This is a genomic window from Polymorphospora sp. NPDC050346, from assembly GCF_040655695.1.
In the GTDB taxonomy this organism is placed as follows: Bacteria; Actinomycetota; Actinomycetes; order Mycobacteriales; family Micromonosporaceae; genus Polymorphospora; species Polymorphospora lycopeni.
Map to the genome: position 1 here is coordinate 11,655 of NZ_JBFAKM010000008.1, position 26,085 is coordinate 37,739.

Genomic DNA, 26,085 nt, shown 5'->3' on the forward strand with positions numbered 1-26,085 from the left:
CGGATATACGACTGGTGATCAAAGCGACACGATCAGTTGACGCGGCGGGGTCAGTCCAGGTAGTCGCGGAGCACCTGCGACCGCGACGGGTGCCGCAGTTTGGACATCGTCTTCGACTCGATCTGGCGGATCCGCTCCCGGGTCACGCCGTAGACCTGACCGATTTCGTCAAGGGTGCGCGGCTGGCCGTCGGTGAGCCCGAAGCGCAGCCGTACGACGCCCGCCTCGCGCTCGGAGAGCGTTTGCAGCACCTGCTGGAGCTGGTCCTGCAGCAGCGAGAACGACACTGCGTCGACCGCGACCACGGCCTCGGAGTCTTCGATGAAGTCGCCGAGCTGGCTGTCGCCCTCGTCACCGATGGTCTGATCGAGCGAGATCGGTTCGCGGGCGTACTGCTGGATCTCCAACACCTTCTCAGGTGTGATGTCCATCTCTTTCGCCAGCTCTTCCGGAGTGGGCTCACGACCCAGGTCCTGGAGCAGTTCGCGCTGGATACGGCCGAGCTTGTTGATGACCTCGACCATGTGCACCGGGATGCGGATGGTGCGGGCCTGGTCGGCCATGGCGCGGGTGATGGCCTGGCGGATCCACCAGGTGGCGTAGGTGGAGAACTTGTAGCCCTTGGTGTAGTCGAACTTCTCGACGGCGCGGATCAGGCCGAGGTTGCCCTCCTGGATCAGGTCGAGGAAGGCCATGCCCCGCCCGGTGTAGCGCTTGGCCAGCGACACCACGAGCCGGAGGTTGGCCTCGAGCAGGTGGTTCTTGGCCCGCTCGCCGTCGCGCGAGATCCAGCCGAGGTCCCGTGAGAGCTGGATGACGAGCTTTTCCTCGCCCTCGTCGGCCGCCCGCAGCCGCTCGGCGGCGTAGAGGCCGGCCTCGATCCGCTTGGCCAGCTCGACCTCCTGCTCGGCGTTGAGCAGCGGAACCTTGCCGATCTGCTTGAGGTAGGCGCGGACCGAGTCGGCCGACGCCGTCAGCTCGGCGTCCCGGCGCGCCTGCTTGAGCGCCTCGGACTCCTCGTCGTCCCACTCGAAGTCGTTGTCGGACGCCGACGCGGACGCGTCCGCCTCGGCCGCCTTGGTCAGCTCGGCGCGCTCCTCGACGACGACGTCCTCGATCGCGGCCAGTTCCTCCGGATCGATCTCGCCCTCGGCGCCCGGCTCGCCCTCGGCCTTGGCCTTGGTCGCCTTGGTGGCCTTGGCGGGACCGGTCGCCTTCGCCGGGCCGGTGCCGCCGGCCGCCGCCTTCACCGTCCGGGCGGCCTTGGCCGCCACCTTGGTGGGCGCTGGCGCGGCCTCGCCACCGGCGGCGGCCTTGCGCGGCACGGCCTTCTTGGCCGGCGCGGCCGCCTCCTCGGGCGCGGGAGCCTGCTTCGGCGCCGGCGCGGGTGGCGCCGGCTTCTTGGTCGCCTTGGCGGTCGTCGCCCGCGATGCGGGTGTGACCGACCGGGCGGCGGCGACCCGGCGGCGAGTGCTCGCCGAGCCGTCCACCACCACGGTGATCCCGGCGTCGGAAAGGGCGCGCAGGATCTTCTTGGCCTGGGCCGGAGTCACCTCGGCGGACTCGACCGTGCGCGCGACCTCCGCCGACGTTAGCTGTCCACCCGCGCGCTCGGCGTGGGCGATCAGGGTGTCGGTGAGCGAGCGGACGTCAGCGCCGACGTGGCGGGGTTCTGTCACGAATGACCTTCCGGAGGCGATGAGCGAGCACGGCCGGACCGTCCAGCGCAGCGCGGAGCGACCTGCCGGGCGGTGTGGTGGGTGACCCCCGAGTCCCGGCCCGGCCGCTGGCGGGCGGGCCGTTGCACGAGGGTAGGCGTGAATTGTAACTCCGCCGGCAGCGATCATCCCGCGTCGCACGCCGCAACGGCGGCACAGGGCCGCCGAATGGGAGCGAACGTGGAGTTTGTAAGGATGATAGCGGTGGTGAGGGAGGTAGGCGTGAAGGACACGGCACCGAAGCCGCAGGATCTGCTGGAAATCGCGGTACGGGTGGCCCGCGACGGCGCCGCGACGGCCCGTCGGATGCGCGACGAGGGCGTCAGCGCGGTGGCGACCAAGAGCACGGCGACCGACGTGGTCACCGCCGCCGACCGGGCGGTGGAGCGCCAGGTCATCGCCGACCTGCAGGTCGCCCGCCCCGGTGACACCGTGCTGGGCGAGGAGTACGGCGTCTCCGGCGACCGGCCGGCGGCCGGTCCGGCCGTACGGTGGATCCTCGATCCGATCGACGGCACCGTGAACTACCTGTACGGGCTGCCCAACTACGCGGTCTCGCTGGCCGCCGAGGTCGACGGGGTGGTGGTCGCCGGGGTGGTGCGCAACATCGCCACCGGCACCGAGTGGACGGCCACCCTCGGTGGCGGCGCCTACCGCGACGGCCACCGGCTGCACGGCTCGGCCGAGACCGACCTCGCCCAGGCGCTGGTCGGCACCGGGTTCGGCTACGACCCGGCCCGGCGCCTGCACCAGGCCAGGGTGCTGCTCGGCCTGATCGCGCGGGTGCGCGACATCCGGCGGGCTGGGGCCGCCGCCATCGACCTGTGCCTGGCCGCCGAGGGGGCCATCGACGCGTACTACGAGAAGGGGCTCAACGCCTGGGACCAGGCGGCGGGCGGGCTGGTCGCCACCGAGGCCGGCCTGGTGCTCGGCGGCCTCAAGGGGCAGCCGGCCGGCCCCGACCTGGTCGTGGCGGCCCCGCCGGCGCTCTTCGGCCCGCTGCACGACCTGCTCGTCGAGTTGGACGCCGCCGGCGGCCCGTGACGCCCCCGGCCGCCCCGGCGACCCTTGGCGGGGCCGGGACGGCCGGTGGCGGCGGTGGTGTCGTGACCGGTCCCGGGGTGCCCCGGGACCGGACCGGTCAGGTCTGGTCGGTCGGCGCCGCGCAGGTCTGCGGCGGCAGCTCCGGCCGGCCGCCGAGCTCGACCAGCGACTGGTTGACCTCGGTGGTCGTGGCGAGTTGCTTGAAGCCGGTGCCGATGACCACGTCGACGACGTCGTCCTCGCGGGCGGGGTCGTACTCGGGGCGGGCCTCGTCGAGGAAGTAGGCCCGCAGCAGGTGTGCCGATCCGACGGCCTTCGGGCCGTAGCGCAGGACGGCGACCCCGTCGACGCCCTTCTTGAGCGGATCGTTGCCGGTCTTGTCGACCTGGAACTTACGGTTGGAGAAGTCGCCCGCGACGCTCGTGGCCAGCCCGACCGAATCTGTCGCATTGTAGACATTGATCTTGACGTCCTTGGGCTCGCGGAGCGTCAGGTTCGCCAGTGCCCAGCCCTCCGGGCAGGAGTTGGCCGTGTTCTGGCCACCCTGGGTGTCCCGGACGAGGGCGAAGACCACGAAGATCAGTGCGAACACGACCAGCGCGCCGACGACGACGAGTGCCCGCACCCGCGCAAAGCTCATGAGACTGCTCCCGGTGACTGAGTGAGGGCCGGTGACCGGTCGGCCGACCCGTGGTCGGCCCCGTGGCTACCGAGTATGCCGCCGAGGTTAGCGGTTGTCCGGCCGGTGCGCGGAAACAAGGGGGGACCTGCCGGCGCGGCGACGATGATCAGCCGACCCGGGCCCCTATCTTCGTGTCGCCTGAGTCACATTGGGAACAACTTCTCGCGTCCAGGCGTACATCCATCCGACGAGGGCGGTATACATGCCTCGCTTGTGAGGGGGTAAGGTACCCCGCTCGCCGGGGCAGTTCTTTCGAGAAGGGCGGCATCCCGGCGACCGTGGGTACCGAAACACTGTCGTCCGGCGTTACAAACCGGCAACGACTCATCGATACGGGAGAGTGAACCGATGGCCACCGACTACGACGCTCCGCGTCGCGACGAGGTTGACCTCGGCGAGGACAGCCTGGAAGAGCTCAAGGCACGACGCGTCGACTCGCAGTCCGGCGCGGTGGATGTCGACGAGGCCGAGGTGGCCGAGAGCTTCGAGCTGCCCGGTGCCGATCTGGCTGACGAGGAACTCACGGTCAAGGTGCTGCCGATGCAGTCGGACGAGTTCCGCTGCGCGCGCTGCTTCCTTGTGCACCACCGGAGCCAGTTGGCCGTGGAACGCAACGGCGAGCTGATCTGCCGGGAGTGCGCCTGAGTTCCGACGCACGAGGGGGGAGGCGGCGGCCTCGGACCGGGGTCGCCGCGTTCAGTTCGAGGTGCGCGGGTGGCGGGGCCCTGCTTGACTCGTAGCGCCCGGTGGTGCGGTGCCCGCGTCCCCGGCCGAGCGAACTGGACCAACGAAGTGCTGGAGGGCAGACCATGAGCCGCCCAGACCCGGCGCCGGACGTCCCGTCGGATGTGCCGGCGCCGAATGCCGAGTCCGGCCGTCCCGCCGGCTCGACAGGCGAGCCGAAGCCGGCCGCCGGGAAGCCCGGGACCTCCGGCGACGCCGCGATGGTCGAGGCCGGCACCGGCGAAGAGCCGGGCACCGTCGAGGACCTGAGCGGCACCGTCGTCGAGCTGACCGCCGACGACCTCGAACCGGCCCAGCGCAAGCGGCTGCTCGGCCGGATGATCAACCAGTTCCGCGGGCGCGGCGTCGGCGACCTGTTCAAGCCGAGGGCCGCCATCCGCTGGATGGCCGACGCGATCGGCGACATCGCCCCACACGTCCCGATCCGCGACCTGGAGACCCTGCGCCGGCACTACGGCGGGATCGAGGGCGAGGCCCTTGCCGAGCGCCTGGTCCGCAACGCCTCGCGGACGACCGCCGGCATCGGCGCCGCCGGCGGCAGCGTCGGCTCGATCCAGTGGGTCGCCGCGCCGACCCTGCTCTCGGCGCCCGTGCTGCTGGCCGCCGAGACGATCGCGGTCGTCGCCGTCGAGGTCAAGCTGATCGGTGAACTCCACGAGGTGTACGGCGTGCCGGTCGAGGGCGGCGGCGCCGAACGCGCCGTGGCGCTGCTGCAGGCCTGGTCGAGCGGGCGGGGCGTGAACCCGCTGCTGCCCGGCGGCGGGATGGCCGCGATCCTCGGCACCGCGGCCCGCAAGGAGCTGCGCGACATGCTGCTGCGCAGGTTCGGCCGCAACCTCACCACGCTCGGCCCGATGCTCACCGGTGCCGCCGTGGCCAGCCTGCTCAACCGGCGGGCGACCCGCAGCCTCGGCGACCGGATCCGCGACGACCTGCGCGGTGGGCGCAAGGCACTCGGTGGCCCCGGCCTGCCCCGCTCCTGAGCCGGACCGGTCAGGCGCGGGCGTCGCGCGCGGCGAGGATCGCCTCGGCCAGCCGGACCGGATCCCGCGAGCTGACCACCCAGAACGGCGTCGGGTCGTCGGGGTCGTCGAGGACCACCTGCACCGCGCCGGGCACCCACGGCCGCTGTACGACGAACGCCAGCGGGTCGGCACCCACCCCGAGCACCTCCCGGCGGCCGGTCGCGTCCAGGGCGATCGCGTCGGCGACGAAGCGCACCGGCAGCCGGGCGTCGTCGACCCGCAGCTCGCCGTCGGTCACCGCGATCCGGATCCGGCCCAGCCACCACAGCGTGCCGAGCACCAGCGGCGGTATCACCACGAACGGCAGCCAGGCGCGTACGCCGCCGGCCCCCATCCAGATCTCGGCCGCGAACAGCCCGCCGGCCGCGATCCCGGCCAGCCACAGCCACCAGGGCAGGCTCAGCCGCTCGGCGTACCCGTCGACGGCGCCACCCGGTCCGGTCGGGTCCGGCGCCACCTTCTGTCCAGATGGTGATGGTTCCACGTTGTCCGAGGGTACGGCGCGCGGCGCCGGCGGCACACGGCAGGATGGAGGGCGCCGGCCGGCGGCCGGCGGACCGGACCGACCGATCGACGCCCCGAGCGGAAGAGTGAGACCGTGACCCACGCCGTGCCCGTACCGCTGCGCATGCTCGACCCGGACCTGCCGCCGCCGACGTACGCCCACCCCGGTGACGCCGGCGCGGACCTGGTGTCGGCGCAGGACGTGGAGCTGGCCCCGGGCGCTCGGGCGCTGGTCCGTACCGGGGTCGCGCTGGCCCTGCCGGACGGCTACGTCGGCCTGGTGCACCCCCGGTCCGGGCTGGCCGCCAAGCTGGGGGTCACGGTGCTGAACGCGCCCGGTACGGTCGACGCCGGCTACCGGGGGGAGATCCTGGTCAACCTGATCAACCATGATCCGGTGCACCCGGCGAAGATCTCCCGCGGCGACCGGATCGCGCAGCTTGTGGTGCAGCGTGTGGAGCGGGCAGACTTCCTGCTCGTCGACGAGCTGCCCGACTCCAGTCGCGGGGTTGGCGGGCACGGTTCCACCGGCGGCCACGCCGGCCTGGTCGAGCAGGTTGTCAAGGCGGATCTTGTGGACGAGAGGTTGAGCCAGTGATCTTTTCCCGGCGACGCGGCGGCTCCGGACGGCACGCCCGCGACGAGCGGTCCGGCGGTCCGGCCGACGTCGCGCGCGACAGCCCGGCCGAGGAGAACGCGGCTCCCGAGCACGGCCCGTACGACAGCTCGGAGGCGCCGGAGGGGGTGCAGCGGCTCGACCTGGGCAGCCTCCACATCCCGGCGGTCGAGGGCGTCGAGGTCCGGGTGCAGGCCAACCCCGACGGCAGCGTGCAGCAGGTCGTACTCGTCGACGGCGGAAACGCGCTGCAGCTCGCCGTGTTCGCCGCGCCGCGTAGCGAGGGCATCTGGGCCGAGTTCCGGGAGGAGATCCGGACCTCGCTGTTCAACGACGGCGTCGCGGCGCAGGAAAGCGACGGCGAGCACGGCGTCGAGCTGCGGGCCCGGGTCCGTACCCCGGAGGGCCTGACCGACCTGCGCTTCGTCGGCGTCGACGGGCCGCGGTGGATGGTGCGCGGCATCTTCCAGGGGCCGGTCGCCGCCGATCCCGGCGTCAGCGACCGGTTGACGCGGGCGTTCGAGGGGCTGGTCGTCGACCGGGGCGGCGAGGCCAAGCCGGTGCGTGAGCCGCTGCCGCTGCGCCTGCCGCGCGAGGTCGCCGAGCAGCAGGCCGCCCAGCAGGAGGCCGCCCAGCAGCAGGCCGCCCAACAGCAGCCGGCCGCCCCCGCGGCCAACGGTGCCGCGCCGGGCGACCAGCAGCCACACAAGCGCAAGCCGTCGCCCCGCCCGCGCCGCGCGGACTGACCAGGCGACCCGGCCGGTCCGGTTGCCGACCCGGCGACCGGACCGGCCGGCGTACGCTGGCAGCACGGCCCGCACCGGGCCGGGCGGGTCCAGCGGGGGCCCGCCGAGGAGGATGACACCAGGTCATGGCGACCGACGAGCGGCCGTCGCTGCGCCGCTTCTTCCAGCGGCTGACCGCCAGCGAGGCGGAACTCGACGCGCAGGAGCTGCAACGGGAGAGCGCCGAGTCCGGTTGCGTGCCGGCCCGGCAGTGCCGGCGGGGCGAGCTGGCTTCGGTGTCCGGCCGGCTGCGGACGGTCGTCTACACGCCGCGCACCAACCTGCCGACCCTGGAGGCGGACCTCTTCGACGGCACCGACGTGGTGACCCTGGTCTGGCTGGGCCGGCGGCAGATCACCGGCATCGAGCCGGGCCGGCAGTTGACCGCGCGGGGTCGTGTAGCCGTACGCGATGACCGTAAAGTCATCTACAACCCTTACTACGAGCTGGAACCGCCCAGGTGACCGACCGGGGTGGAACCGGCCGCAGACGACGGCCCAGGTGCCACCGCCGGTGTGACCGCGAGTGAAAGACGGCCCCAGATGACGAGTGGACAGCCCCCGACGGCCAAGACCGACGCGGCCGGCCCGCCCGACGAGGAGCGGATGCCGACCTTCGCCGAGCAGATGGCCGAACAGCTCGGCGGCTGGCGCGGGCTGGTCGAGTCGGGCATCCCGGTGCTCGTCTTCGTGCTGGTCAACGTCATCTTCGAGCTGCGTCCGGCGATCATCGCGGCGGTCGGCGTGGCGGTGGCGATCGCCGTCTTCCGGCTGACCCAGCGCAAGCCGGTCCGGCACGCGGTCAACGGCCTGTTCGGCGTCGGGATCGGCGCCTTCATCGCCCTGCGTTCCGGCGAGGCCCGGGACTTCTACCTGCCCGGCATCCTCTACGGCGTGGCGTACGGGGTGGCGCTGCTCGCCTCGGTGGCGATCCGGCAGCCGCTGGTCGGCTGGCTGTGGTCGGTGATCGTCGGCGGCGGCAAGTCGGACTGGCGGCACAACCCGGTGCTGGTCCGCACCTTCAACTGGCTGACCATCCTGTGGGGCGTGGTGTGGTTGACCAAGGTGGGTGTGCAGGCCGCCCTCTACCTGGCCGACATGGAGACGGCGCTGGGCGTCGCCCGGCTGGCGCTGGGCTACCCGCCGTACGCGCTGCTGCTGGCGATCACCATCTGGGTGGTGCGCCGGGTCACCCGTACCGAGGTGGCCACGCCCGCCTCCGCCTGACCGGGCGCGTCAGGACCCGTTGCGGGTCCGTTCGACGCTGTCGGCGCCCAGCACGACCTGGCGTACGGCGTCCTCCATGTCGGCCGTGCAGACGAAGATCAGCTCGTCGCCGGCCTCCAGCGGGTCGTCCGGGGTCGGCACCAGCACCCGCCGCCCGCGCAGGATGGCGACCAGGGCGGCGTCGCGGGGCAGCGGCACGTCGCGGATCGGCTGCCCGACGTACGGCGCGGTGGCCGGCAGGGTGATCTCGACCAGGTTCGCCTCGCCCTGCCGGAACGTCATCAGCCGCACCAGGTCGCCGACGGTGACCGCCTCCTCGACGAGGGCGGCCATCACCCGCGGCTTGCTCACCGCCACGTCGACGCCCCACTGCTCGGTGAACAGCCACTCGTTCTCGGCCCGGTTGACCCGGGCCACCACCCGGGCGACCGCGAACTCGGTCTTGGCCAGCAGCGACACCACCAGGTTGACCTTGTCGTCGCCGGTCGCCGCGACGACCACGTCGCAGCTCGCGACGTCGGCCTCCTCGAGGCTGGCCAGTTCGCAGGCGTCGGCGAGTATCCACTCGGCCTGCGGCACCCGCTCGGGGCGCAGCATCCTCGGCTGCCGTTCGATCAGCATCACCTGGTGGCCGTTTTCGATCAGCTCCTGGGCGATCGAGCGGCCGACGTTGCCGGCTCCCGCGATGGCGACCCGCACGGTCACCGCCCCCCTTCCGGCGCGCCGGCGGCGACCGCCGTCACGGTCTCGGCGATGTCGTCGGTGACCAGCATGAAGATCTGGTCTCCCTCCTGCACGACGGTGGAGGCGGTGGGCAGCGTGCCGATCCCGAACCGGATCAGGTAGGCGGCCCGGGCCCCGGTCGCCTCCTCCAGGCCGCGCAGCGGCCGGCCGACCCAGTCCCGGTGGGTCGGGACCTCGATGATCGACACGGTGCTCGTCGGGTCGCGGAAGATCTCCATGCCCTCGGGTACGACGTGGTGCAGGATCCGGTCGGCAGTCCAGCGCACCGACGCCACCGTCGGGATGCCGAGCCGCTCGTAGACCTCGGCCCGCTTCTGGTCGTAGATCCGGGCGACCACCCGGTTGACACCGAACGTCTCACGGGCGAGCCGGGCCGAGATGATGTTGGAGTTGTCGCCGCTGGAGACCGCGGCGAACGCGTCGGCGCGCTCGACGCCGGCCGCCCGCAGCACCTCGCCGTCGAAGCCGATGCCGGTGACCGTGACCCCGCCGAAGTCCGGTCCGAGCCGCCGGAACGCGTCCGCGTTCTGGTCGATGACCGCGACGGAGTGCCCGAGGGCCTCCAGCCGCTGGGCGAGGGTCGAGCCGACCCGGCCACAGCCCATGATCACGATGTGCACGCCGGTCCTCCCGCTACCGTGCCGCGCCCCGCCCGCCCCGTTGGCCGGGCCGCCCGCGTCATCCAAGAGCGTGCCACGCCCCGGCACGCCCGGCGCGGGCGGACCGGCCGTACGGCGCGCCGGGCGTGATCACCCTCCGCGACGTGCGACCGGGCCGGCCGGCCGTACGCTTAGCCCTTGTGGCCCGTCCGACCGCCCTGATGAAGCGGCTGCTGCTGGGCCGACCGTTCCGGTCGGACCGGCTCAAACACACCCTGTTACCGAAGCGCGTCGCGCTGCCGGTGTTCGCCTCCGACGCGCTGTCCAGCGTCGCGTACGCCCCGGACGAGATCCTGCTGACCTTGTCGATCGCCGGCGCGTCCGCGTTCATCTTCTCGCCCTGGGTCGGGCTGGCCGTCGTCGTGGTGATGCTGACCGTGGTCGCCAGCTACCGGCAGACCGTGCACGCCTACCCGTCCGGGGGCGGCGACTACGAGGTGGCCACCGTCAACCTCGGCCAGAAGGCCGGGGTCGGGGTGGCCAGCGCGCTGATGGTCGACTACGTGCTGACCGTCGCCGTGTCGGTCTCCTCCGGGGTCGCCAACCTGGGCTCGGTGCTGCCGTTCGTCGCCACCCACAAGGTCGGTATCGCGGTCGGTGCCGTCGTCCTGCTCACCGCGATCAACCTGCGCGGCCTGCGCGAGTCCGGGACCGCGCTCGCCATCCCGACGTACGGCTTCATCATCGTCGTCGGCGGCATGATCCTGACCGGTCTGGTCCGGGTGGTGGTGCTCGGCCACGACCTGCGGGCGCCGAGCGCCGACCTGGTGATCAGCGCGGAGTGGCACGACCTGACCGGTGTGGCCATGGTGTTCCTGCTGCTGCGGGCGTTCTCGTCCGGCTGTGCGGCGCTGACCGGCGTCGAGGCGATCTCCAACGGCGTACCCGCGTTCAAGCCGCCGAAGAGCCGCAACGCGGCGACGACGCTGCTGCTGCTCGGTTCGGTCGCGGTCGGCCTGATCGTCGGGATCATCTGGCTGGCCCGGCTGACCGGCCTGCAGTTCGTCGAGGACCCGGCCCAGCAGATCGAGTCGGGGCCGGCCGGCTACGTGCAGAAGACGGTCACCGCCCAGCTCGGTGAGACGATCTTCGGCTCCGGGTCGGTGCTGCTCTTCCTGGTCGTCGCCGCGACCGCGATGATCCTCTTCCTGGCCGCCAACACCGCGTTCAACGGCTTCCCGGTGCTCGGCTCGATCCTCGCCCAGGACCGCTACCTGCCCCGCCAGTTGCACACCCGTGGCGACCGGCTGGCATTCTCCAACGGCATCGTCTTCCTGGCCGTCTTCGCGATCGTGCTGATCGTCGGGTTCCAGGCCGAGGTGACCCGGCTGATCCAGCTCTACATCGTCGGCGTCTTCGTCTCGTTCACCCTGTCGCAGGCCGGCATGATCCGGCACTGGAACCGGCGGCTGCGGACCGAACGCGACCCGCAGGCCCGGCGGCGGATGCTCCGCTCGCGGGCGATCAACGGCTTCGGCATGGGCCTGACCGGCACCGTCCTGGTCATCGTCCTGATCACCAAGTTCCTGCTGGGCGCCTGGATCGCCATCGCCGCGATGGCGGTCATCTACCTGCTGATGCTGACCATCCGGCGGCACTACGACCGGATCGCCGCCGAACTCGAACCCGACGAGGGCCGGCCGGTCCTGCCGGCCCGCAACCACGCGGTCGTACTGGTCAGCAAGCTGCACCGGCCGACGCTGCGGGCGGTCGCGTACGCGCAGGCGACCCGGCCCGACACGCTGACCGCGGTGACCGTCAACGTCGACGACACCGACACCCAGAAGCTGCAGCGCGACTGGGAACGGCACGGGGTGCCGGTGCCGCTGACCGTCATCGACTCGCCCTACCGGGAGATCACCCGGCCGGTCATCGACTTCGTCAAGTCCGCGCGCCGGAACGCGCCCCGCGACGTCGTCACCGTCTTCATCCCCGAGTACGTCGTCGGCCACTGGTGGGAGAACCTGTTGCACAACCAGAGCGCGCTCCGGCTCAAGGGCCGGCTGCTCTTCGAGCCGGGTGTCATGGTGACCAGCGTTCCCTGGCAGCTCGCGTCGACCGCCAACAAGAACCTGGCGCGGTACGACGCGACGCTGACCCTCGGGCCGGCGCGCGGGCCGCGGGCCGCCCGTCGCGACCCCTACCCGTCGGTGGACGGGGATCCGGCCGGTGACACTGTGGCGGACCGGGGCGGCGCCGCCCCGGCCCGGGGGGAGGGGTGAACGTGGAGATGGTCGACACCACGGCGGCGGCCGGTGACCCGGTCGAGGGCGACCGGGTCGAACTCGTGGTCGGTGCGGTCGCGCACGGCGGCCACTGCGTGGCGAGGCTCGACGGCCGGGTGGTCTTCGTGCGGCACGCCCTGCCCGGTGAGCGGGTGGTCGCCGAGATCACCGAACTGCACCGTGGCTACCTGCGCGCCGACGCGGTGGAGGTGCTCGACCCGGCGCCGGACCGGGTCGCGCCGCCGTGCCCGTACGCCCGGCCGCAGCTGTGCGGCGGCTGCGACCTGCAGCACGTCGCACCGGCCGCGCAGCTGGTGTGGAAGGCCGACGTCGTACGCGAGCAACTGCACCGGCTCGGCGGGCTGAGCCCCGACGAGGTCGCCGACCTCGGGGTGACCGTCGAGGCGCTGCCGGGCGGGCCGCTCGGCTGGCGGTCCCGGGTGCGGTACGCCGTCGACGCGGCCGGCCGGGCCGGGCTGTTGCGCCACCGCACCCACCAGGTCGTACCCGTCGACCGCTGCCTGATCGCGCACCCCGGCGTACGGGACCTGCCGGTGCTGGCGGCCGGCGGCCGGCGCTGGCCGGCGGCCGAGGTGGTGGAGACGGTCGCGTCGTCCGGCGGCGACGTGACCGTACGCGCCCTCGCAGACGGCGCCGCGACCGTCGTGGACGGTCCGGCGACGGTGACCGAACGGGCCGTCGGCCGGGACTGGCGGCTGCCGGCGGAGGCGTTCTGGCAGGTGCACCCGGCGGCGGCCGACACGCTGGCCGGGGCCGTGGTCGACCTGCTCGAACCGGCGCCGGGGGAGTCGGCGTGGGACCTGTACGGCGGTGCCGGGCTCTTCGCCGCGGCGCTGGCCGACCGGGTCGGGCCGGCGGCCCGGATCACCCTGGTCGAGGCGGCGCCGGTGGGTGTGGCGGCGGCCCGGGACAACCTGGGCGACCTGCCCGGGGTCGAGATCGTCGCGGCCCGGGTCGAGACCGCGCTGGCCCGGCGCCGGATCACCGGCCCGGTCGACCTGGTGGTGCTCGACCCGCCCCGGGCCGGTGCCGGGGCCGGGGTGGTGCGCGCCCTGGTCGGGGCGGCGCCGCGGGCGGTCGCGTACGTCGCCTGCGACCCGGCGGCCTTCGCGCGTGACGTGGCGACGTTCCGGTCCGCCGGCTGGCGGCTGGCGGCCCTGCGGGCGTACGACCTGTTCCCGATGACGCAGCACGTGGAGTGCGTCGGCCTGCTCCTCCCGGGCTGACCCCCCACCCGCCGTCGCGGCGGATCTATCGATGTCCGGCTCGGCCGGACAGCGCCCGGGGTGGTCCGATCGGCCGGCCATCCGCGACTACCCGGTGTCATCGCCAGGCCCACCGGACGTAGTTGTGTCCGGTGGGCGCGCCCCGTTGATGGATGCCTCGTTAGCTGGTCGGGACGCACATCGTGCCCACCGTCCGCCGGTGAAGCCCATCGACAATGGGGTCCTTTTTTTGCAACTTCCTTGGAGGACGTTGTGCTTCGTACGTTGTCAGCCGCCGTCACGGCGGGTCTGTTGGGAGCCATCGGGATGATGGGGCTGGCTGCCGCGCCGGCCGCATACGGGGCCGAGGTGAACGTCGCGTCGACGCCCACGTGCAGGCCGTGGGAGGGAGGCGAGAACAGCACCACCGGCGGCGAGGAGCGGGAGCGCTGCCGGCCCGACCGCAAGGACTACGGTCTGTCGGTCAAGCACGACAAGGGTGACGAGTACGCCGTCCTGCGGATCCGCAACGGATCGGAGAAGGGCGAACGCTACGTCCTGTCCAGCGACAAGGACAAGGACAAGAAGATCGAGGGCTACGTCCGGGCCGACGACTACGACTACCAGCGGGTCAAGTGGGAGCCCGGTACGACCTGGACGCTGTGGATCGCCGGCTTCAAGTACAGCGAGACGCTGGGCCACAAGCCGACCCACAAGCCGACCCACCGGCCCACGCACAAGCCGACCCACAAACCGACCCACAAGCCCACGCACAAGCCGACCCACACGCCCACCCACAAGCCGACGCACAAGCCGACCGCCACGCCGACGCAGAAGGACGAGCTGCCGAAGACCGGTGACTCGACCGCGACCGTGGCGGGTGTCGGGCTGTCCCTGCTCGGGGCGGGCGCTGTCGTCCTGCTCCTCGGCCGTTTCCGGCGCCGGGTGGAGTGACCCGTAGCCGGGCGTTTCCGGGTCCCGCGGGCGACGCGCCCGCGGGACCCGCGGCGTCCGGCGGCGGACCTGGACCGGTGCCGGCGGACCGACAGCGCTGGCGGCGGGCCGGTCCGCGGCCGGACCGTCAGTGGCTGGCGGCGGGCCGGTCCGCGGGGCCGCGCGGCGGCGGTCAGGCGGCGTGGGCCGCGGAGGGCGGGGCGGAGACCGGCCGGACTGCGGGTGCCGGGCGGTCGAACCGGTCCCGCAGCCTGATCCAGGCGGCGACCAGCAGGACCACGGGCAACAGGGGCAGGGCGACCAGGGCCACGACGGCCAGGGCGAGAACCTGGCCGGCGGCGGCGGCGCCGGGACGGACGGGGTGCCGGGGGACGGACGGCAGCGACGACATGGCGTTACCTTCGGGAAGGGCGTAGTTACCCTCAGCGTACGGCGGTCGCGGCATTCCGCCGTTTTTGTTGACCGATCGGGTGACGGCCCGTGGGTGGAATCACCCCGGAACGACAGCCTTGTCGAAACTGGCGCCCGGCGGCGCCGGGCCCGGCCGGGGGGCCATCCGTCGATCTTGTCTCAGGCTGCGCGCGTGGCCGGCACCGATAGACTGTCCGGTCATGAGCGTTGAAGAAGGTCCGGCCGGCGACGGTCGTCTGGTGAGCACGGTCCACGGCCCGCAGGACGTCAAACGCATGTCGGCCGAGGAGTTGGAGATCCTCGCCGCGGAGATCCGGGACTTCCTGGTGGCGAAGGTCTCGCGCACCGGCGGCCATCTCGGACCCAACCTCGGCGTCGTCGAGCTGACCATCGCGATGCACCGGGTCTTCGACTCGCCCCGCGACAAGTTCCTGTTCGACACCGGCCACCAGGCGTACGTGCACAAGATGCTGACCGGCCGGCAGGAGGGCTTCGACCAGCTCCGTCAGCGCGGTGGCCTGTCCGGCTACCCGAGCCAGGCCGAGAGCGAGCACGACCTGATCGAGAACTCGCACGCCTCGACCGCGCTGTCCTACGCCGACGGGCTCGCCAAGGCGTTCGCCCTGCGCGGCGAGCAGCGCAGTGTCGTGGCGGTGGTCGGCGACGGCGCACTGACCGGCGGCATGTGCTGGGAGGCGCTGAACAACATCGCCGGCGCCCGCAACCCGCTGGTCATCGTCGTCAACGACAACGGCCGCTCCTACGCGCCGACCATCGGCGGGCTGGCCGACCACCTGTCGGCGCTGCGGCTCAACCCCGGCTACGAGAAGGTCCTCGACCTGGTCCGGGAGTCGCTCGGCTCGACGCCGCTGGTCGGCAAGCCGATGTACGAGGTGCTCCACGCGGTCAAGAAGGGGATCAAGGACGCGGTCTCCCCGCAGACCATGTTCGAGGACCTCGGCCTGAAGTACGTCGGCCCGATCGACGGCCACGACGTCGCCGCCGTCGAGTCGGCGCTGCGCAAGGCCAAGGGCTTCGGTGGCCCGGTGATCGTGCACGCGGTCACCCGCAAGGGCTACGGCTACCGGCCGGCGGAGGAGGACGAGGCCGACTGCCTGCACGGCCCGGGCGCCTTCGACGCGGAGACGGGCAAGCTGCTGGCGAAGCCGAGCGTCAAGTGGACCCACGTCTTCGCCGAGGAACTGGTCGACATCGCCGACGAGCGCCCCGACGTCGTCGGCATCACGGCCGCGATGGCCGAGCCGACCGGGATCGCCGCGCTGGCCCGCAAGTATCCCGAGCGCACGTACGACGTCGGCATCGCCGAGCAGCACGCCGCCACCTCGGCGGCCGGGCTGGCGCTCGGTGGCCTGCACCCGGTCGTGGCCGTCTACGCCACCTTCCTCAACCGGGCCTTCGACCAGGTGCTGCTCGACGTCGCCATGCACAAGCTGCCGGTGACCTTCGTGCTCGACCGGGCCGGCATCACCGGACCGGACGGGCCGAGCCACTACGGCATCTGGGACATGTCGGTCTTCGGGGTGGTGCCGGGCCTGCGTATCGCCGCCCCCCGTGACGCCGCCACGCTGCGCGAGGAACTGCGCGAGGCGGTCGCCGTCGACGACGGACCGACCATCCTGCGCTTCCCGACCGGTTCGGTCGCCGCCGACCTGCCGGCCGTGCGCCGGGTCGGGCCGGTCGACGTGCTCGCCGAGGCCGAGCGCAAGGACGTCCTGCTCGTCGCGGTCGGCGCCTTCGGGCAGCTCGGCACGCAGGTCGCCGCCCGGGTCGCCGAGCACGGCTACGGCGTGACCGTGGTCGACCCGCGCTGGGTGCGGCCGGTGCCGGCCGAGCTGGTCACCCTGGCCGCCGGCCACCGGCTGGTGGTCACCGTCGAGGACGGCGTACGCAACGGTGGCGTCGGCGACGCGCTGGCCAAGGAGCTGCGCGACGCGGACGTCCGGGTGCCGCTGCGCGACCTCGGCGTGCCGGCCCAGTGGCATCCGCACGGCACCCGTGCCCAGATCCTCGCCGACATCGGGCTGACCGCCCAGGACGTGGCCCGCCAGGTGACCGGCTGGGTGTCCCGGCTCGACGACGCCGGCGACCGGGAGCTGCCGGTGCCCGACGCGTGGGGCGTGAAGGCGAAGTGATCCCGTGGCCGAGAGCCCCGGACCGCAGGGTCCGGGGCTCTCGCGCGGTCTACTTCTCGACGGTACGGGTCTCCAGCCGGCCGCCGACGCTCACCCGGTAGGTCTGCGACCGGTCGGCCTTCGGCACCACCGCCAGCCCTCGCTGCTCCAGCACCGGCTGGACCCCCTCGGGCAGTTGCAGCACGGCGTCGTCGTCCTCGTCGTCCCAGCTCAGCACCACGTACTCGCGGCCCTGGATGTCGATCTCGTACGCCTGTACTGCGGCGACCCGGTCGGCCTTCGAGACCGCCGGCGTGCCGTTGTCCGGCCGGAACACCGCCGCGTAGGTGGTGCCCTCCTGGCTGCGCCAGGTGAGCCGGTCGAACCGCCCGGCGAGCGGGCCGGACCCGACCTCGCCCAGGTTGACCTGGTAGATCGACTCGATCGGCCACGAGGTCGGCACCTGGGGGTAGGAGCGGCCGTCGGCCGGGCTCGGGTCGATGCTGCCGAAGGCGATGTCCTCGCCGGCCAGCGCGCAGGTGTCGAGGTCCTCCAGCGCGGTCGCGCCGCGCCCGTCCCGGTCCGGGACGACCGGGTAGCGGGGCTGCTCGACTGCGGTGCCGAGGTCGAGCAGTTCGTCGTTGGCGGTGCCGCGGGGTTGCGACTCGGTGGCCCGCAGCCGCAGGGCGATCGGGCTCGCCGTGCACCGCGCCACGTCGACCGGGTCGGTCAGCCCTTCGCTCACCCGCACCGGGCGCCCGTTCGGGCCGGTGACCTGCTCGACCCGGGCCGACGTCAGGTAGCGGGTGGTGCTGCCCAGCCGGACCGGGAGCAGGTCGGAATAGACGAGGTAGCCCGGGTCGGTGTACTGCGCCGCGCTGGTCACCGCCAGCCCGTCGCCGGCGCCGTCGAGTTGGAGCAGCCACGACGCGCCGTAGACCGGCACGTCGGCGGCGACCACGGCGAGGGTCCGCCCGTCGGTCTCGCCGAGCCAGAGGATGCCGGAGGTCTCCAGCCGGGGCCGGTCACCGGCGGGGGTGCGCCAGGCGTCGACGGCTTGCGCCACCGCCCGGTGGGCCTCCTCGTCGCCGGACAGCCCACCGCGCGCGGGCCAGACCTGGAGCCCACCGTCGAGTGTGTAGTGACCCACCGGCAGCGCCCGCTCCGGCGGCACCTCTTCGGCGCCGCCGCAGGCGGCGCCGCCCACCATGACGGCCGCCAGGCCGATGCCCAGCAGACCGCGCCGGAGCGAGATCATGTGAGGTCCCCCTGTCGACCCTGATGCCCGGTGCCACATCGTACGGGACCCGGAAGGTGGGCCGAGGCGGCACATCTGAATAAGACGTTCATCAATTCGTTTCGCGTTGTTCCGTTGTCTCGACGGGTATAAGTGCGGGTCAGGACGGCGGCCGGCGGATATCTTCCCGCCCGGCTCGGCGACCGATCGGATCGGCTAACATGCCAGCCATCATGACCTCCGCGGAACCCAACGTGGACGCCGCTGCCGGCCGCAATGGCGGCACCGCGTCCCACAGCCCGGACCATTCCCGTCGTTTCCTCCAGCTCCTGCGGATCAGCCGCGAGCGGCTCGTCGACCTGGTCGCGTACGGCACCTATCTCGCGCTCGGCGTGCTCGTGATGGGCCGGCTGTGGCTCGACCCGTACAACCGGGTGCTGACCGGTAACGAGGACGACCACGGGCTGCACATGTTCCTGATCGCGCACTCCGAGCGGGTGGTCTTCCACTTCGAGAATCCGTTGTGGTCCGAACGGCTCGGCGTGCCCGACGGCGTGAACATGATGTCCAACACGTCGATGATGGCACTCGGTATCCCCGTTTCGCCGGTCACCCATTTCTTCGGCGCGGCGGTTTCGGTCGTCCTGCTGCTCACCCTCAGCCTGGCCGGCACCGCGGCCGCCTGGTACTGGGTGCTGAGCCGGCACTTCGTCCGGTCCCGCGCGGCGGCCTACATCGGCGGTCTGTGGTGCGGGTTCGCGCCGACGATGATCTCGCACGCCAACGGGCACATCAACTTCGTCGCGCACTTCCTCATCCCGTTCATCGTCTGGCGTGCGCTGAAGCTACGCGAACCCGGCCGGACGGTGCGCAACGGGGCGATCCTCGCCGTCTTCATCGTGCTCCAGATCTTCATCAACGAGGAGGCGCTGCTGTTCGCCGCGATGGCGCTGGGCATCTTCGTGGTGGCGTACGCGGCGATGCGGCCGGCGGAGGCGAAGGCGGCGCTCCGGCCGATGCTCTCCGGGCTCGGCGTCGCCGCCGCGCTGTCGTTCGTGGTGCTGGCCTACCCGCTGTGGTGGCAGTTCTTCGGCCCCGGGCACTACCGCGGCCTGCCGTACGACCCGGACGCCTTCGTCACCGACCTGGCGGCCTACCCGGCGTTCGCCCGCCAGTCGCTCGCCGGCGACCCGGCGACCGTCGAGGGGCTCAGCAACAGCCCGACCGAGGACAACTCGTTCTTCGGCTGGCCCGTGCTGATCCTGCTGGCGGTCGCCGTACCGCTGCTCTGGCGCTCGGTGGCGGCCCGCGCGCTGCTGATCACCGGCCTGTTCTTCGCGGTGATCTCGCTCGGCCCGACGCTGGTCTACAAGGGCGAGGACACCGGGATCAAGCTGCCGTTCTGGCTGATCAGCAACGTGCCGGTGATCGACCTGGTCAGCGTGACCCGGTTCGCGATCGTCGCCACGTTCGCCGCGGGCGTGGTCCTGGCGCTGGCCGCCGACCGGATCATGAGCCTCGCGCCGGACACCACCGTCGCCGGGCACCGCGTCGCCCGGCCGGCGAGGATCGCCTGGTGGGTCGCCCTGGTCGCCGCGTTCGTCCCGGTCGCCCCGCTGCCCGCCCCGGTACGCGGGGTGGAGCCGCTGCCCGACTTCATCGCCTCCGGGCAGTGGCGGCCGTACGTCCCCGAGGGCCGCACCCTGGTGCCGGTGCCGCTGGCCGACGTCACCCGGGGAAGGCTGGGCATGCGCTGGTCGGCACTGTCCGATCTGGAGTTCCAGGCGCCGCGCGGCTACTTCATGGGCCCGGCCGACCCGCCGGGGAACATCGACGGATCCTGGGGGCAGGCGCAGCGGCCCACCTCGGCGCTGTTGCAGGACGTCTACCGCAACGGCGTGGTCCCGCCGATCGGCGAGGCGGAACGGCAGGCGGCCCGCGAAGACCTGATCTACTGGCGGGCGGCCGTCGTGGTCCTCGGCGAGCAGCGCCGGGTCGACGCGCTGCGGACGGCGATGACCGAACTCATGGGCGAACCGCCGCAGCGGGTCGACGACGTGTGGCTGTGGGACGTACGCGACCTGCCGGTTCCGCCGCGCGATTGATGACAGATCCTGCGCCAGGGGTATGGAATGGGCGGCTGGTCCAGATCGTCGCCCCGCCGATGAGTACGATCCGAGGCACTATGACCGTCGCGGACAGTTCACCTGAATTCCTGCTCGACCGGCCGAAGTCACCCCCGGCGGACGACGTCTCCGACCGCATCGCACCCGGCCGGGTCAGGTCGGTGACAGCGCGACTGCGACGGTGGTCGAGCCGGCACGCCGACTTCGTGGTCGTCGGGTTCTACCTGCTCACCGCGGTGTGGGTGACCAGCCGGCTGTGGGCCTACCCGCCCGGCCGGGTCGCCCCGACGCTGGAGAGCGACCCGTCGCTGATGCAGTGGTTCCTGGCCCACGCGGTGCGGGTGGTGACCCACGGCGAGAACCCGCTCTTCACCGAGCGGATGAACGTGCCCGACGGGGTCAACCTGATGGCCAACACGCCGATGCTCGGGCTGAGCGTGCCGATGGTGCCGGTCACCATGCTCTTCGGGCCGGCCGTCTCGTTCGTCGCGCTGGTGACGCTGATGCTGTCGCTGACCGCGGCGGCCTGGTACTTCGTGCTGTCGCGCCACCTGGTCTCGTCCCGGGTCGCCGCCGCGGTCGGCGGCTGGTTCTGCGGCTTCTGCCCGGCGATGCTGGCGCACGCCAACTGGCACCCGAACATCATCGGCCAGGTCCTGGTCCCGTTCATCGTGTGGCGGGTGCTGGTGCTGTGCCGGCCCGGCGCCCGACCGGTCCGCGACGGGATCATCCTCGCCCTGCTGGTCACCTACCAGGCCTTCATCAACGAGGAGATCCTGCTCTTCACCGCGATCGCCTGCGGGGTCTTCCTGCTGGCGTACGTCCTGCAACGGCGGGAACTGTGGGCCGGGGCGTGGCGCCGCCTGCTCGGCGGGCTCGCCGTCTGCGCGGTCATCGCCGGCGCGCTGCTCGCCTACCCGCTCTACGTGCAGTTCTCCGGGCCGCAGAACTACCAGGGGATCGAGGTCGCCCACTTCGGCAACGACCTGGCCGCCTTCACCAGCTTCGGCACGCCGACGCTGGGCGGCAACGAGCTGACCAACCAGAACCTCGCCCCCAACCCGTCGGAGGAGAACTCATTCTTCGGCTGGCCCCTGGTCCTGCTGCTCGTCGTCACCACCGTCTGGCTGTGGCGGGACGCGGTCGTCCGGGCACTCGCCTTCACCGGCCTCTTCTTCGCCCTGCTGTCGCTGGGCACCGTCGTGTCGTACAAGGGGACCGAGATCGGCCCCGGGCCGTGGGCCGTCTTCGTGCACCTGCCGCTGCTGCACTTCGTCGTACCCACCCGGTTCGGCATGATCGCGTCGGCCGTGGTCGGCGTCATGCTGGCGATCGCCACCGACCGGGTGCTGCGCGGCCAGGCGGTCGGCGTACCACGGATCAGCCGGCAGGCGTGGGCGCTCGGCCTCGCGATGGCGCTGGTGCCGCTGATCCCGGTCGCCCTGCCGGCCCACAACCGCCCGCCGGTGCCGGACTTCGTCACCTCCGGCACCTGGCGGTCGTACGTCGCCGAGGGGCAGACGGTCGTCCCGGTCCCGGTCACCGAGAACGGCAACGCCGACGGGCTGCGCTGGGCCGCCGCGACCCGGCTGGACATGTCGGTGCCGCGCGGCTACTTCCTCGGGCCGCGCAACGCCCAGGACGGCGACCTGGCCGCGTTCGGCGCCCCGCCGAGCCACGGCGCCGGACTGCTCGCCCGGGTGGCGTCGTCCGGGGTGCCCGTCGAGGTCGACGACCGGCAGCGCCGGCTGTTCCGCGACGACCTGCGCTACTGGAACGCGGCGATCGTGGTGCTCCCGGTCCGGCACGACCAGGCGCCGGCGCTCCGGCACACCGTCGAGGACCTGCTCGGACCCGGGCAGCGGGTGGACGACGTCTGGGTCTGGGACGTCCGGGAACTCGCCACGCCGCGCCGGGACGAAACAGTCCGATGATCGACTAGAGCTAAGTAATCCGGACTAATCCCCTTCTCGACTACGATTCGAGCCATCATGGCCTCCCCGAACGATCCTGCCCGCGCCGCCGTGGACGTCGATGCCTCGCCGGACGCCGAGGGCGCGGGCCGGGCCGGCGGATCCGCGCCGGGATCGCGCTCCGGCCCGGCGACCGGTGGGCCGCTGGGCCGCCTCCTGACCACCTACGCCCGCCGGTACGCCGACCTGCTCGTCGTCGGCATCTACCTGGCCACCGCGGTGTGGGTGACCGGCCGGCTCTGGATGGACCCGGCCGGCCGGGTCGGGCCGGAGCACGCCAGCGACCCGGCCCAGGGGCAGTTCTTCCTCGCCCACGCCGTACGCGTCGTCACCGAGGGCCGCTACCCGTTCTTCACCGACCTGATGAACTATCCCGACGGCGTCAACCTGATGGCCAACACGTCGATGTACGGGTTGACCGTGCCGATGGTGCCGGTGACCATGCTCCTCGGGCCGCCGGTCTCGTTCGCCGTCATGATCACCCTCGGGTTGGCCGGCACCGCCACCGCCTGGTATTTCGTCCTCTCCCGGCACATCGTGTCGTCGCGGGTGGCGGCGGCCGTCGGCGGCGCCTTCTGCGGCTTCTGCCCGGCGATGCTCAGCCACGGCAACTGGCACCCGAACATCGTCTCGCAGTTCCTGGTGCCGTTCATCGTGTGGCGGGTCCTGGTCATGTGCCGGCCCGGCACCCGCCCGGTACGCGACGGGCTCATCCTCGCCGCCCTGGTGGTCTACCAGGTGTTCATCAACGAGGAGATCCTGCTCTTCACCGCGCTGGCCAGCGGCGTCTTCCTGCTGATCTACGTCGCGCAGCGGCGGGAACTGCTGCGCCCGGCCTGGAAGCCGCTGCTCGCCGGCCTGGCGGTGTGCGCCGTCGTCGCCGGCGCGCTGCTGGCCTACCCGCTCTACGTCCAGTTCTCCGGGCCGCAGAGCTACAGCGGGCTGAAGGAGGCGGTGCCGGACCACGGCAACGACATCGCCGCCTACTTCAACGCCGGCTCGACCACGCTGGGCGGCGACGCCGAGGCCAACAAGGGGCTCGCGCCCAACTACTCCGAGGAGAACGCGTTCTTCGGCTGGCCGCTGGTCGTCCTGCTCGTGGTCACCGTGGCCTGGCTGCGCCGGGACGTGCTGGTGCGCTCGCTCGCCGCGACCGGGCTGATCTTCGCGGTGCTGTCGCTCGGTGAGGAACTGCGCTGGCGCGGGCACGACCTCTTCCCCGGCCCGTGGGCGCTGCTGGTGCACGTACCGCTGCTCGACTCGGTCGTGCCCACCCGCTTCGGGCTCATCACGTCGGCCGTCGTCGGCGTACTGCTCGCGGTGGCCACCGACCGGGCACTGACCGACCGGGTGGCCGAACCGCAGCGCCGGCTGCGCCGGCGGGCCTGGGTCGCGGCGCTGCTGATCGCGCTGGTCCCGCTCACCCCGCTGCCCTACCGCGAGGTCGGCCGGCCACCGGTACCGGCGTTCATCACCTCCGGCCAGTGGCGGCCGTACGTCGCGCCGGGGCAGACCCTGGTCCCGCTGCCGTTGCCCGACCTCGGCAGTTCCGACGGCCTGCGCTGGGCGGCGTCGCAGAACCTGGAGTTCGCCATCCCGCGCGGCTACTTCCTCGGCCCGCGAAACGGTGTCGACGGCGACCCCGGCGGCTTCGGCGCGCCGCCGACCGTCACCTCCACCCTGCTGAACCGGGTCGCCTCGTCCGGCCAGCCCAGGTCGGTCGGTGAGGAGACCAGGCGGCGGGTCGAGGACGACCTGCGCTACTGGAACGCGGCGATCATCGTGCTGCCGGTCGAGCACCGGCGGGCGGACCCCCTGCGCACCACGGTGGAGGAGATCCTCGGCCCGGCACAGCGGGTCGACGACGTCTGGCTGTGGGACGTACGCCCGCTCACCACCCGCTGACCGTCACCAGTTCGCCTGCGGCGGTGCCGCCGGCAGCGGCCGGCCGGCGGGCCGGATCACGTACGCCAGGCCGCCGCTGCCGCCGCGCCAGACGGCCTCCAGCGCGGCCCGGGGCACGGTCCGGCGGACCGCCTCGTCGGTCGGCCAGTTGGGGTCGTTGAGCACCGGGTCGCCGCCGGCGGTGAAACCGGCCAGCACCAGCAGGTGCCCGCGGGTGCCGTAGTCGAGGCCGGGCACCTGCCCGGCCGCGAACGACACCGAGATCACCAGCGGGATGCCGGCGGCGACGAAGAGTTCCGCCTCGGCCAGGCCGCGCAGCCGGGTGACGAACGCGTCCAGCCCGAAGGTGCCGGCGTACGCGGTGTTGAACGGCCAGTTCCCGGTGCCCCGGTAGGCGTGGTCGTAGCAGCGCCGGGCGGCGTGGTCGACCCACGGTGCCGGGTCGTCGGGTCCCACCCACGCGTGGTCGGCCGCCGCCGGTCCGGCGCCCCAGAAGGCCAGGACCATCGCCGTCGAGGTGGGACTGCACCAGGTCAGGCCGCCACCGTCGAGGTGCGGGTGGTGGCCGTGGTGCAGCCGTTGCGAGAAGCGGGGTACGTCCAGCACGACGCCCCACGCCGGGACCGTGCCGGACCGGCGGGGTGAGGTGGCCGGCGGCGCCGGCGCGGGCGCTGCCGGGGCGGCCGCCGCCGCGGGGTGCGGGGCGGAGGAGCCGTGCGGCGCCGGGCGGTGTGGTGCGGCGGGGTGCGGTGTGGCGCCGTGTGGTGCGGGGCCGGGCGGTCGGGGCGCGGCCGGAGCCGGCGCGGTGGCGACCGCGCCGGCCGACCGCAGCGCCGGGGTGGCGTCGCCGCCGGCCGGCCGCAGCAGGGTCACCCGTAGCCACCAGCCGGTCCACTCCCGGCCGAAGGCGGCGGTGAGCACGTCGGCGTCGACCCGCGCGTCCGGGTCCGCCTGGTCCGGCCGGGAGGTGGGCCGTACGCCCTCGTCGTCGGCGGCCCAACTGCCCAGGTCGTACCAGCGGGTCGGTCGGCCGGTCCGGTCGGCGCCGCGCATCTCGACCCGGATCCAGCTCCCGGCCGGGGTGTCGGCGGTCCACGACGGCACCAGTTCGGCGACCGGGAAGCCGGGCTCGACCAGGGGAGAGGTCCAGGTGGCCAGCTCGTAGGTCGCGGTGACCCCGGTGTGCGGATCGGTGTGGGTCAGCGTGCCGGCGGGGGAGTCGAAGGCGATCCCGTCGCCCCGGGGGACGGCTCCGGTCATGGTGCCGGTGGCCAGCCGCGCCGCACCGTGGAAGCCCCGGTAGGCGATGTCCGGGCCGGTCTGCTGCACGAACGACTCCTGGCGGTGAAGATCCTTGCCGGAAAGTCTGTCGTACCGGAAGGTTCTTTGCAACGCCCGCGGTACCGCCACATGTTGTCCCGCGGCAGTAGGTTGAATCCGCCGGATGGCGGCGTTCCGGAAGGAGGCGCTGATGCGGGTGCTGGTGGTCGAGGACGAGCACAACCTCGCCGACGCGATCGCCCGCGGCCTGCGCCGCCGGGGCATGGCCGTCGACGTCGCCCACGACGGCAACACCGGCCACGAGATGGCGTTCGTGACCCGCTACGACGTGATCGTCCTCGACCGCGACCTGCCCGGCGTGCACGGCGACCAGATCTGCGCCGACCTCGCCGCCTCCGGGGCGCTGACCCGGGTGCTCATGCTCACCGCCAGCGGCACGGTCGCCGACCGGGTCGAGGGCCTGTCCCTGGGCGCCGACGACTACCTGCCCAAACCGTTCGCCTTCGACGAACTCGTCGCCCGCGTGCAGGCCCTCGGCCGGCGGGCCACCCCACCGGCCCCGCCCGTGCTCACCCTCGCCGACCTGGTCGTCGACCCGGCCCGGCGGGTCGCCAGCCGCGGTGGCATCCCGGTCGACCTCACCCGCAAGGAGTTCGGTGTGCTGGAAGAACTGCTCAAGGCCCGCGGCGCCGTCGTCTCCAGCGAGGAACTGCTCGAGCGGGTCTGGGACGCCAACACCGACCCGTTCACCACGACCGTACGGGTCACCGTCATGACCCTGCGCAAGAAGCTCGGCGACCCACCGCTGATCGAGACCGTCGTCGGCGCCGGCTACCGGATGCCCGACCCCTACCTGCCCTGACCCGGG

Annotated in this window: 23 protein-coding genes; 15 read left to right on the forward strand and 8 right to left on the reverse strand. The window is 72.7% G+C overall.

What is annotated here, in order from left to right:
* Positions 1-50: 50 nt before the first annotated feature.
* Positions 51-1,679, reverse strand: coding sequence for an RNA polymerase sigma factor (locus AB0I42_RS10485; RefSeq protein WP_357536090.1), 1,629 nt, complete (start codon positions 1,677-1,679; stop codon positions 51-53).
* 261 nt (positions 1,680-1,940) lie between these two features.
* Between AB0I42_RS10485 and AB0I42_RS10490 the strand changes: the two genes are divergently transcribed.
* Complete coding sequence (locus AB0I42_RS10490) at positions 1,941-2,762, forward strand: inositol monophosphatase family protein (RefSeq protein ID WP_357536092.1); 822 nt, start codon at positions 1,941-1,943, stop codon at positions 2,760-2,762.
* A 97-nt stretch (positions 2,763-2,859) separates the two neighbouring features.
* On the opposite strand, the gene AB0I42_RS10495 is transcribed toward AB0I42_RS10490, so the two are convergent.
* Positions 2,860-3,387 (reverse strand): LytR C-terminal domain-containing protein, encoded by a 528-nt coding sequence (locus AB0I42_RS10495; protein WP_357536420.1) that lies wholly within the window; start codon positions 3,385-3,387, stop codon positions 2,860-2,862.
* A 405-nt stretch (positions 3,388-3,792) separates the two neighbouring features.
* Between AB0I42_RS10495 and AB0I42_RS10500 the strand changes: the two genes are divergently transcribed.
* Together AB0I42_RS10500 and AB0I42_RS10505 are read left to right on the forward strand one after the other, a co-directional pair.
* Complete coding sequence (locus AB0I42_RS10500) at positions 3,793-4,089, forward strand: DUF4193 domain-containing protein (RefSeq protein WP_121159124.1); 297 nt, start codon at positions 3,793-3,795, stop codon at positions 4,087-4,089.
* Positions 4,090-4,388: 299 nt separating this feature from the next.
* The gene (locus tag AB0I42_RS10505) at positions 4,389-5,171 is read left to right on the forward strand and encodes a hypothetical protein (protein ID WP_357536421.1); all 783 of its coding nucleotides are present in this window, start codon (positions 4,389-4,391) and stop codon (positions 5,169-5,171) included.
* 10 nt (positions 5,172-5,181) lie between these two features.
* On the opposite strand, the gene AB0I42_RS10510 is transcribed toward AB0I42_RS10505, so the two are convergent.
* Positions 5,182-5,670 carry a DUF3093 domain-containing protein gene (locus AB0I42_RS10510; protein WP_357536425.1) on the reverse strand — a complete coding sequence of 163 codons (489 nt, stop codon included), beginning with the start codon at positions 5,668-5,670 and terminating at the stop codon, positions 5,182-5,184.
* Between the two features lie 141 nt (positions 5,671-5,811).
* Here AB0I42_RS10510 and dut point away from each other — a divergent pair, with 141 nt between their 5' ends.
* The 4 genes from dut to AB0I42_RS10530 all read left to right on the forward strand — a co-directional run bounded on the left by dut (position 5,812) and on the right by AB0I42_RS10530 (position 8,344).
* Positions 5,812-6,315, forward strand: a complete 504-nt coding sequence (gene dut, locus AB0I42_RS10515) for a dUTP diphosphatase (RefSeq protein WP_357536094.1) — start codon at positions 5,812-5,814, stop codon at positions 6,313-6,315.
* Positions 6,312-7,079: a DUF3710 domain-containing protein gene (locus AB0I42_RS10520; RefSeq protein WP_357536096.1), complete on the forward strand. Its 768-nt coding sequence runs from the start codon at positions 6,312-6,314 to the stop codon at positions 7,077-7,079. The genes dut and AB0I42_RS10520 overlap by 4 nt, the downstream gene beginning before the upstream one ends.
* 125 nt (positions 7,080-7,204) lie before the next feature.
* Positions 7,205-7,582: an OB-fold nucleic acid binding domain-containing protein gene (locus AB0I42_RS10525; RefSeq protein ID WP_357536098.1), complete on the forward strand. Its 378-nt coding sequence runs from the start codon at positions 7,205-7,207 to the stop codon at positions 7,580-7,582.
* A 78-nt stretch (positions 7,583-7,660) separates the two neighbouring features.
* A complete protein-coding gene (locus AB0I42_RS10530) occupies positions 7,661-8,344 on the forward strand; it encodes a DUF3159 domain-containing protein (RefSeq protein ID WP_357536100.1) in 684 nt (227 codons plus the stop codon).
* A gap of 9 nt (positions 8,345-8,353) precedes the next feature.
* On the opposite strand, the gene AB0I42_RS10535 is transcribed toward AB0I42_RS10530, so the two are convergent.
* Entirely contained in the window at positions 8,354-9,049 is a 696-nt protein-coding gene (locus AB0I42_RS10535) for a TrkA family potassium uptake protein (protein WP_357536102.1), read from the reverse strand.
* The gene (locus AB0I42_RS10540) at positions 9,046-9,708 is read right to left on the reverse strand and encodes a TrkA family potassium uptake protein (RefSeq protein ID WP_357536104.1); all 663 of its coding nucleotides are present in this window, start codon (positions 9,706-9,708) and stop codon (positions 9,046-9,048) included. The genes AB0I42_RS10535 and AB0I42_RS10540 overlap by 4 nt, the downstream gene beginning before the upstream one ends.
* Before the next feature lie 179 nt (positions 9,709-9,887).
* Between AB0I42_RS10540 and AB0I42_RS10545 the strand changes: the two genes are divergently transcribed.
* From AB0I42_RS10545 to AB0I42_RS10555, 3 genes are all read left to right on the forward strand, one after another.
* Complete coding sequence (locus AB0I42_RS10545) at positions 9,888-11,969, forward strand: APC family permease (RefSeq protein ID WP_357536106.1); 2,082 nt, start codon at positions 9,888-9,890, stop codon at positions 11,967-11,969.
* Positions 11,970-11,977: 8 nt separating this feature from the next.
* Positions 11,978-13,219, forward strand: coding sequence for a TRAM domain-containing protein (locus tag AB0I42_RS10550; RefSeq protein WP_357536426.1), 1,242 nt, complete (start codon positions 11,978-11,980; stop codon positions 13,217-13,219).
* A 306-nt stretch (positions 13,220-13,525) separates the two neighbouring features.
* The gene (locus AB0I42_RS10555; protein ID WP_357536107.1) at positions 13,526-14,152 is read left to right on the forward strand and encodes a PT domain-containing protein; all 627 of its coding nucleotides are present in this window, start codon (positions 13,526-13,528) and stop codon (positions 14,150-14,152) included.
* A gap of 172 nt (positions 14,153-14,324) precedes the next feature.
* Here AB0I42_RS10555 and AB0I42_RS10560 read toward each other — a convergent pair whose 3' ends face one another.
* Complete coding sequence (locus AB0I42_RS10560) at positions 14,325-14,543, reverse strand: hypothetical protein (RefSeq protein WP_357536108.1); 219 nt, start codon at positions 14,541-14,543, stop codon at positions 14,325-14,327.
* A gap of 220 nt (positions 14,544-14,763) precedes the next feature.
* Here AB0I42_RS10560 and dxs point away from each other — a divergent pair, with 220 nt between their 5' ends.
* Positions 14,764-16,716 (forward strand): 1-deoxy-D-xylulose-5-phosphate synthase, encoded by a 1,953-nt coding sequence (gene dxs, locus AB0I42_RS10565; RefSeq protein ID WP_357536110.1) that lies wholly within the window; start codon positions 14,764-14,766, stop codon positions 16,714-16,716.
* A 49-nt stretch (positions 16,717-16,765) separates the two neighbouring features.
* On the opposite strand, the gene AB0I42_RS10570 is transcribed toward dxs, so the two are convergent.
* Positions 16,766-17,953 carry a hypothetical protein gene (locus AB0I42_RS10570; RefSeq protein WP_357536112.1) on the reverse strand — a complete coding sequence of 396 codons (1,188 nt, stop codon included), beginning with the start codon at positions 17,951-17,953 and terminating at the stop codon, positions 16,766-16,768.
* A gap of 212 nt (positions 17,954-18,165) precedes the next feature.
* Here AB0I42_RS10570 and AB0I42_RS10575 point away from each other — a divergent pair, with 212 nt between their 5' ends.
* The 3 genes from AB0I42_RS10575 to AB0I42_RS10585 all read left to right on the forward strand — a co-directional run bounded on the left by AB0I42_RS10575 (position 18,166) and on the right by AB0I42_RS10585 (position 23,936).
* Positions 18,166-20,037, forward strand: coding sequence for a hypothetical protein (locus AB0I42_RS10575; protein ID WP_357536114.1), 1,872 nt, complete (start codon positions 18,166-18,168; stop codon positions 20,035-20,037).
* An 80-nt stretch (positions 20,038-20,117) separates the two neighbouring features.
* Positions 20,118-21,992 carry a hypothetical protein gene (locus AB0I42_RS10580; protein WP_357536116.1) on the forward strand — a complete coding sequence of 625 codons (1,875 nt, stop codon included), beginning with the start codon at positions 20,118-20,120 and terminating at the stop codon, positions 21,990-21,992.
* A 282-nt stretch (positions 21,993-22,274) separates the two neighbouring features.
* Entirely contained in the window at positions 22,275-23,936 is a 1,662-nt protein-coding gene (locus AB0I42_RS10585) for a hypothetical protein (RefSeq protein ID WP_357536428.1), read from the forward strand.
* A gap of 3 nt (positions 23,937-23,939) precedes the next feature.
* Here AB0I42_RS10585 and AB0I42_RS10590 read toward each other — a convergent pair whose 3' ends face one another.
* Positions 23,940-25,265 (reverse strand): C39 family peptidase, encoded by a 1,326-nt coding sequence (locus AB0I42_RS10590; RefSeq protein WP_357536117.1) that lies wholly within the window; start codon positions 25,263-25,265, stop codon positions 23,940-23,942.
* Between the two features lie 142 nt (positions 25,266-25,407).
* Here AB0I42_RS10590 and AB0I42_RS10595 point away from each other — a divergent pair, with 142 nt between their 5' ends.
* A complete protein-coding gene (locus AB0I42_RS10595; protein ID WP_357536430.1) occupies positions 25,408-26,079 on the forward strand; it encodes a response regulator transcription factor in 672 nt (223 codons plus the stop codon).
* The last annotated feature ends 6 nt before the right edge of the window (positions 26,080-26,085 follow it).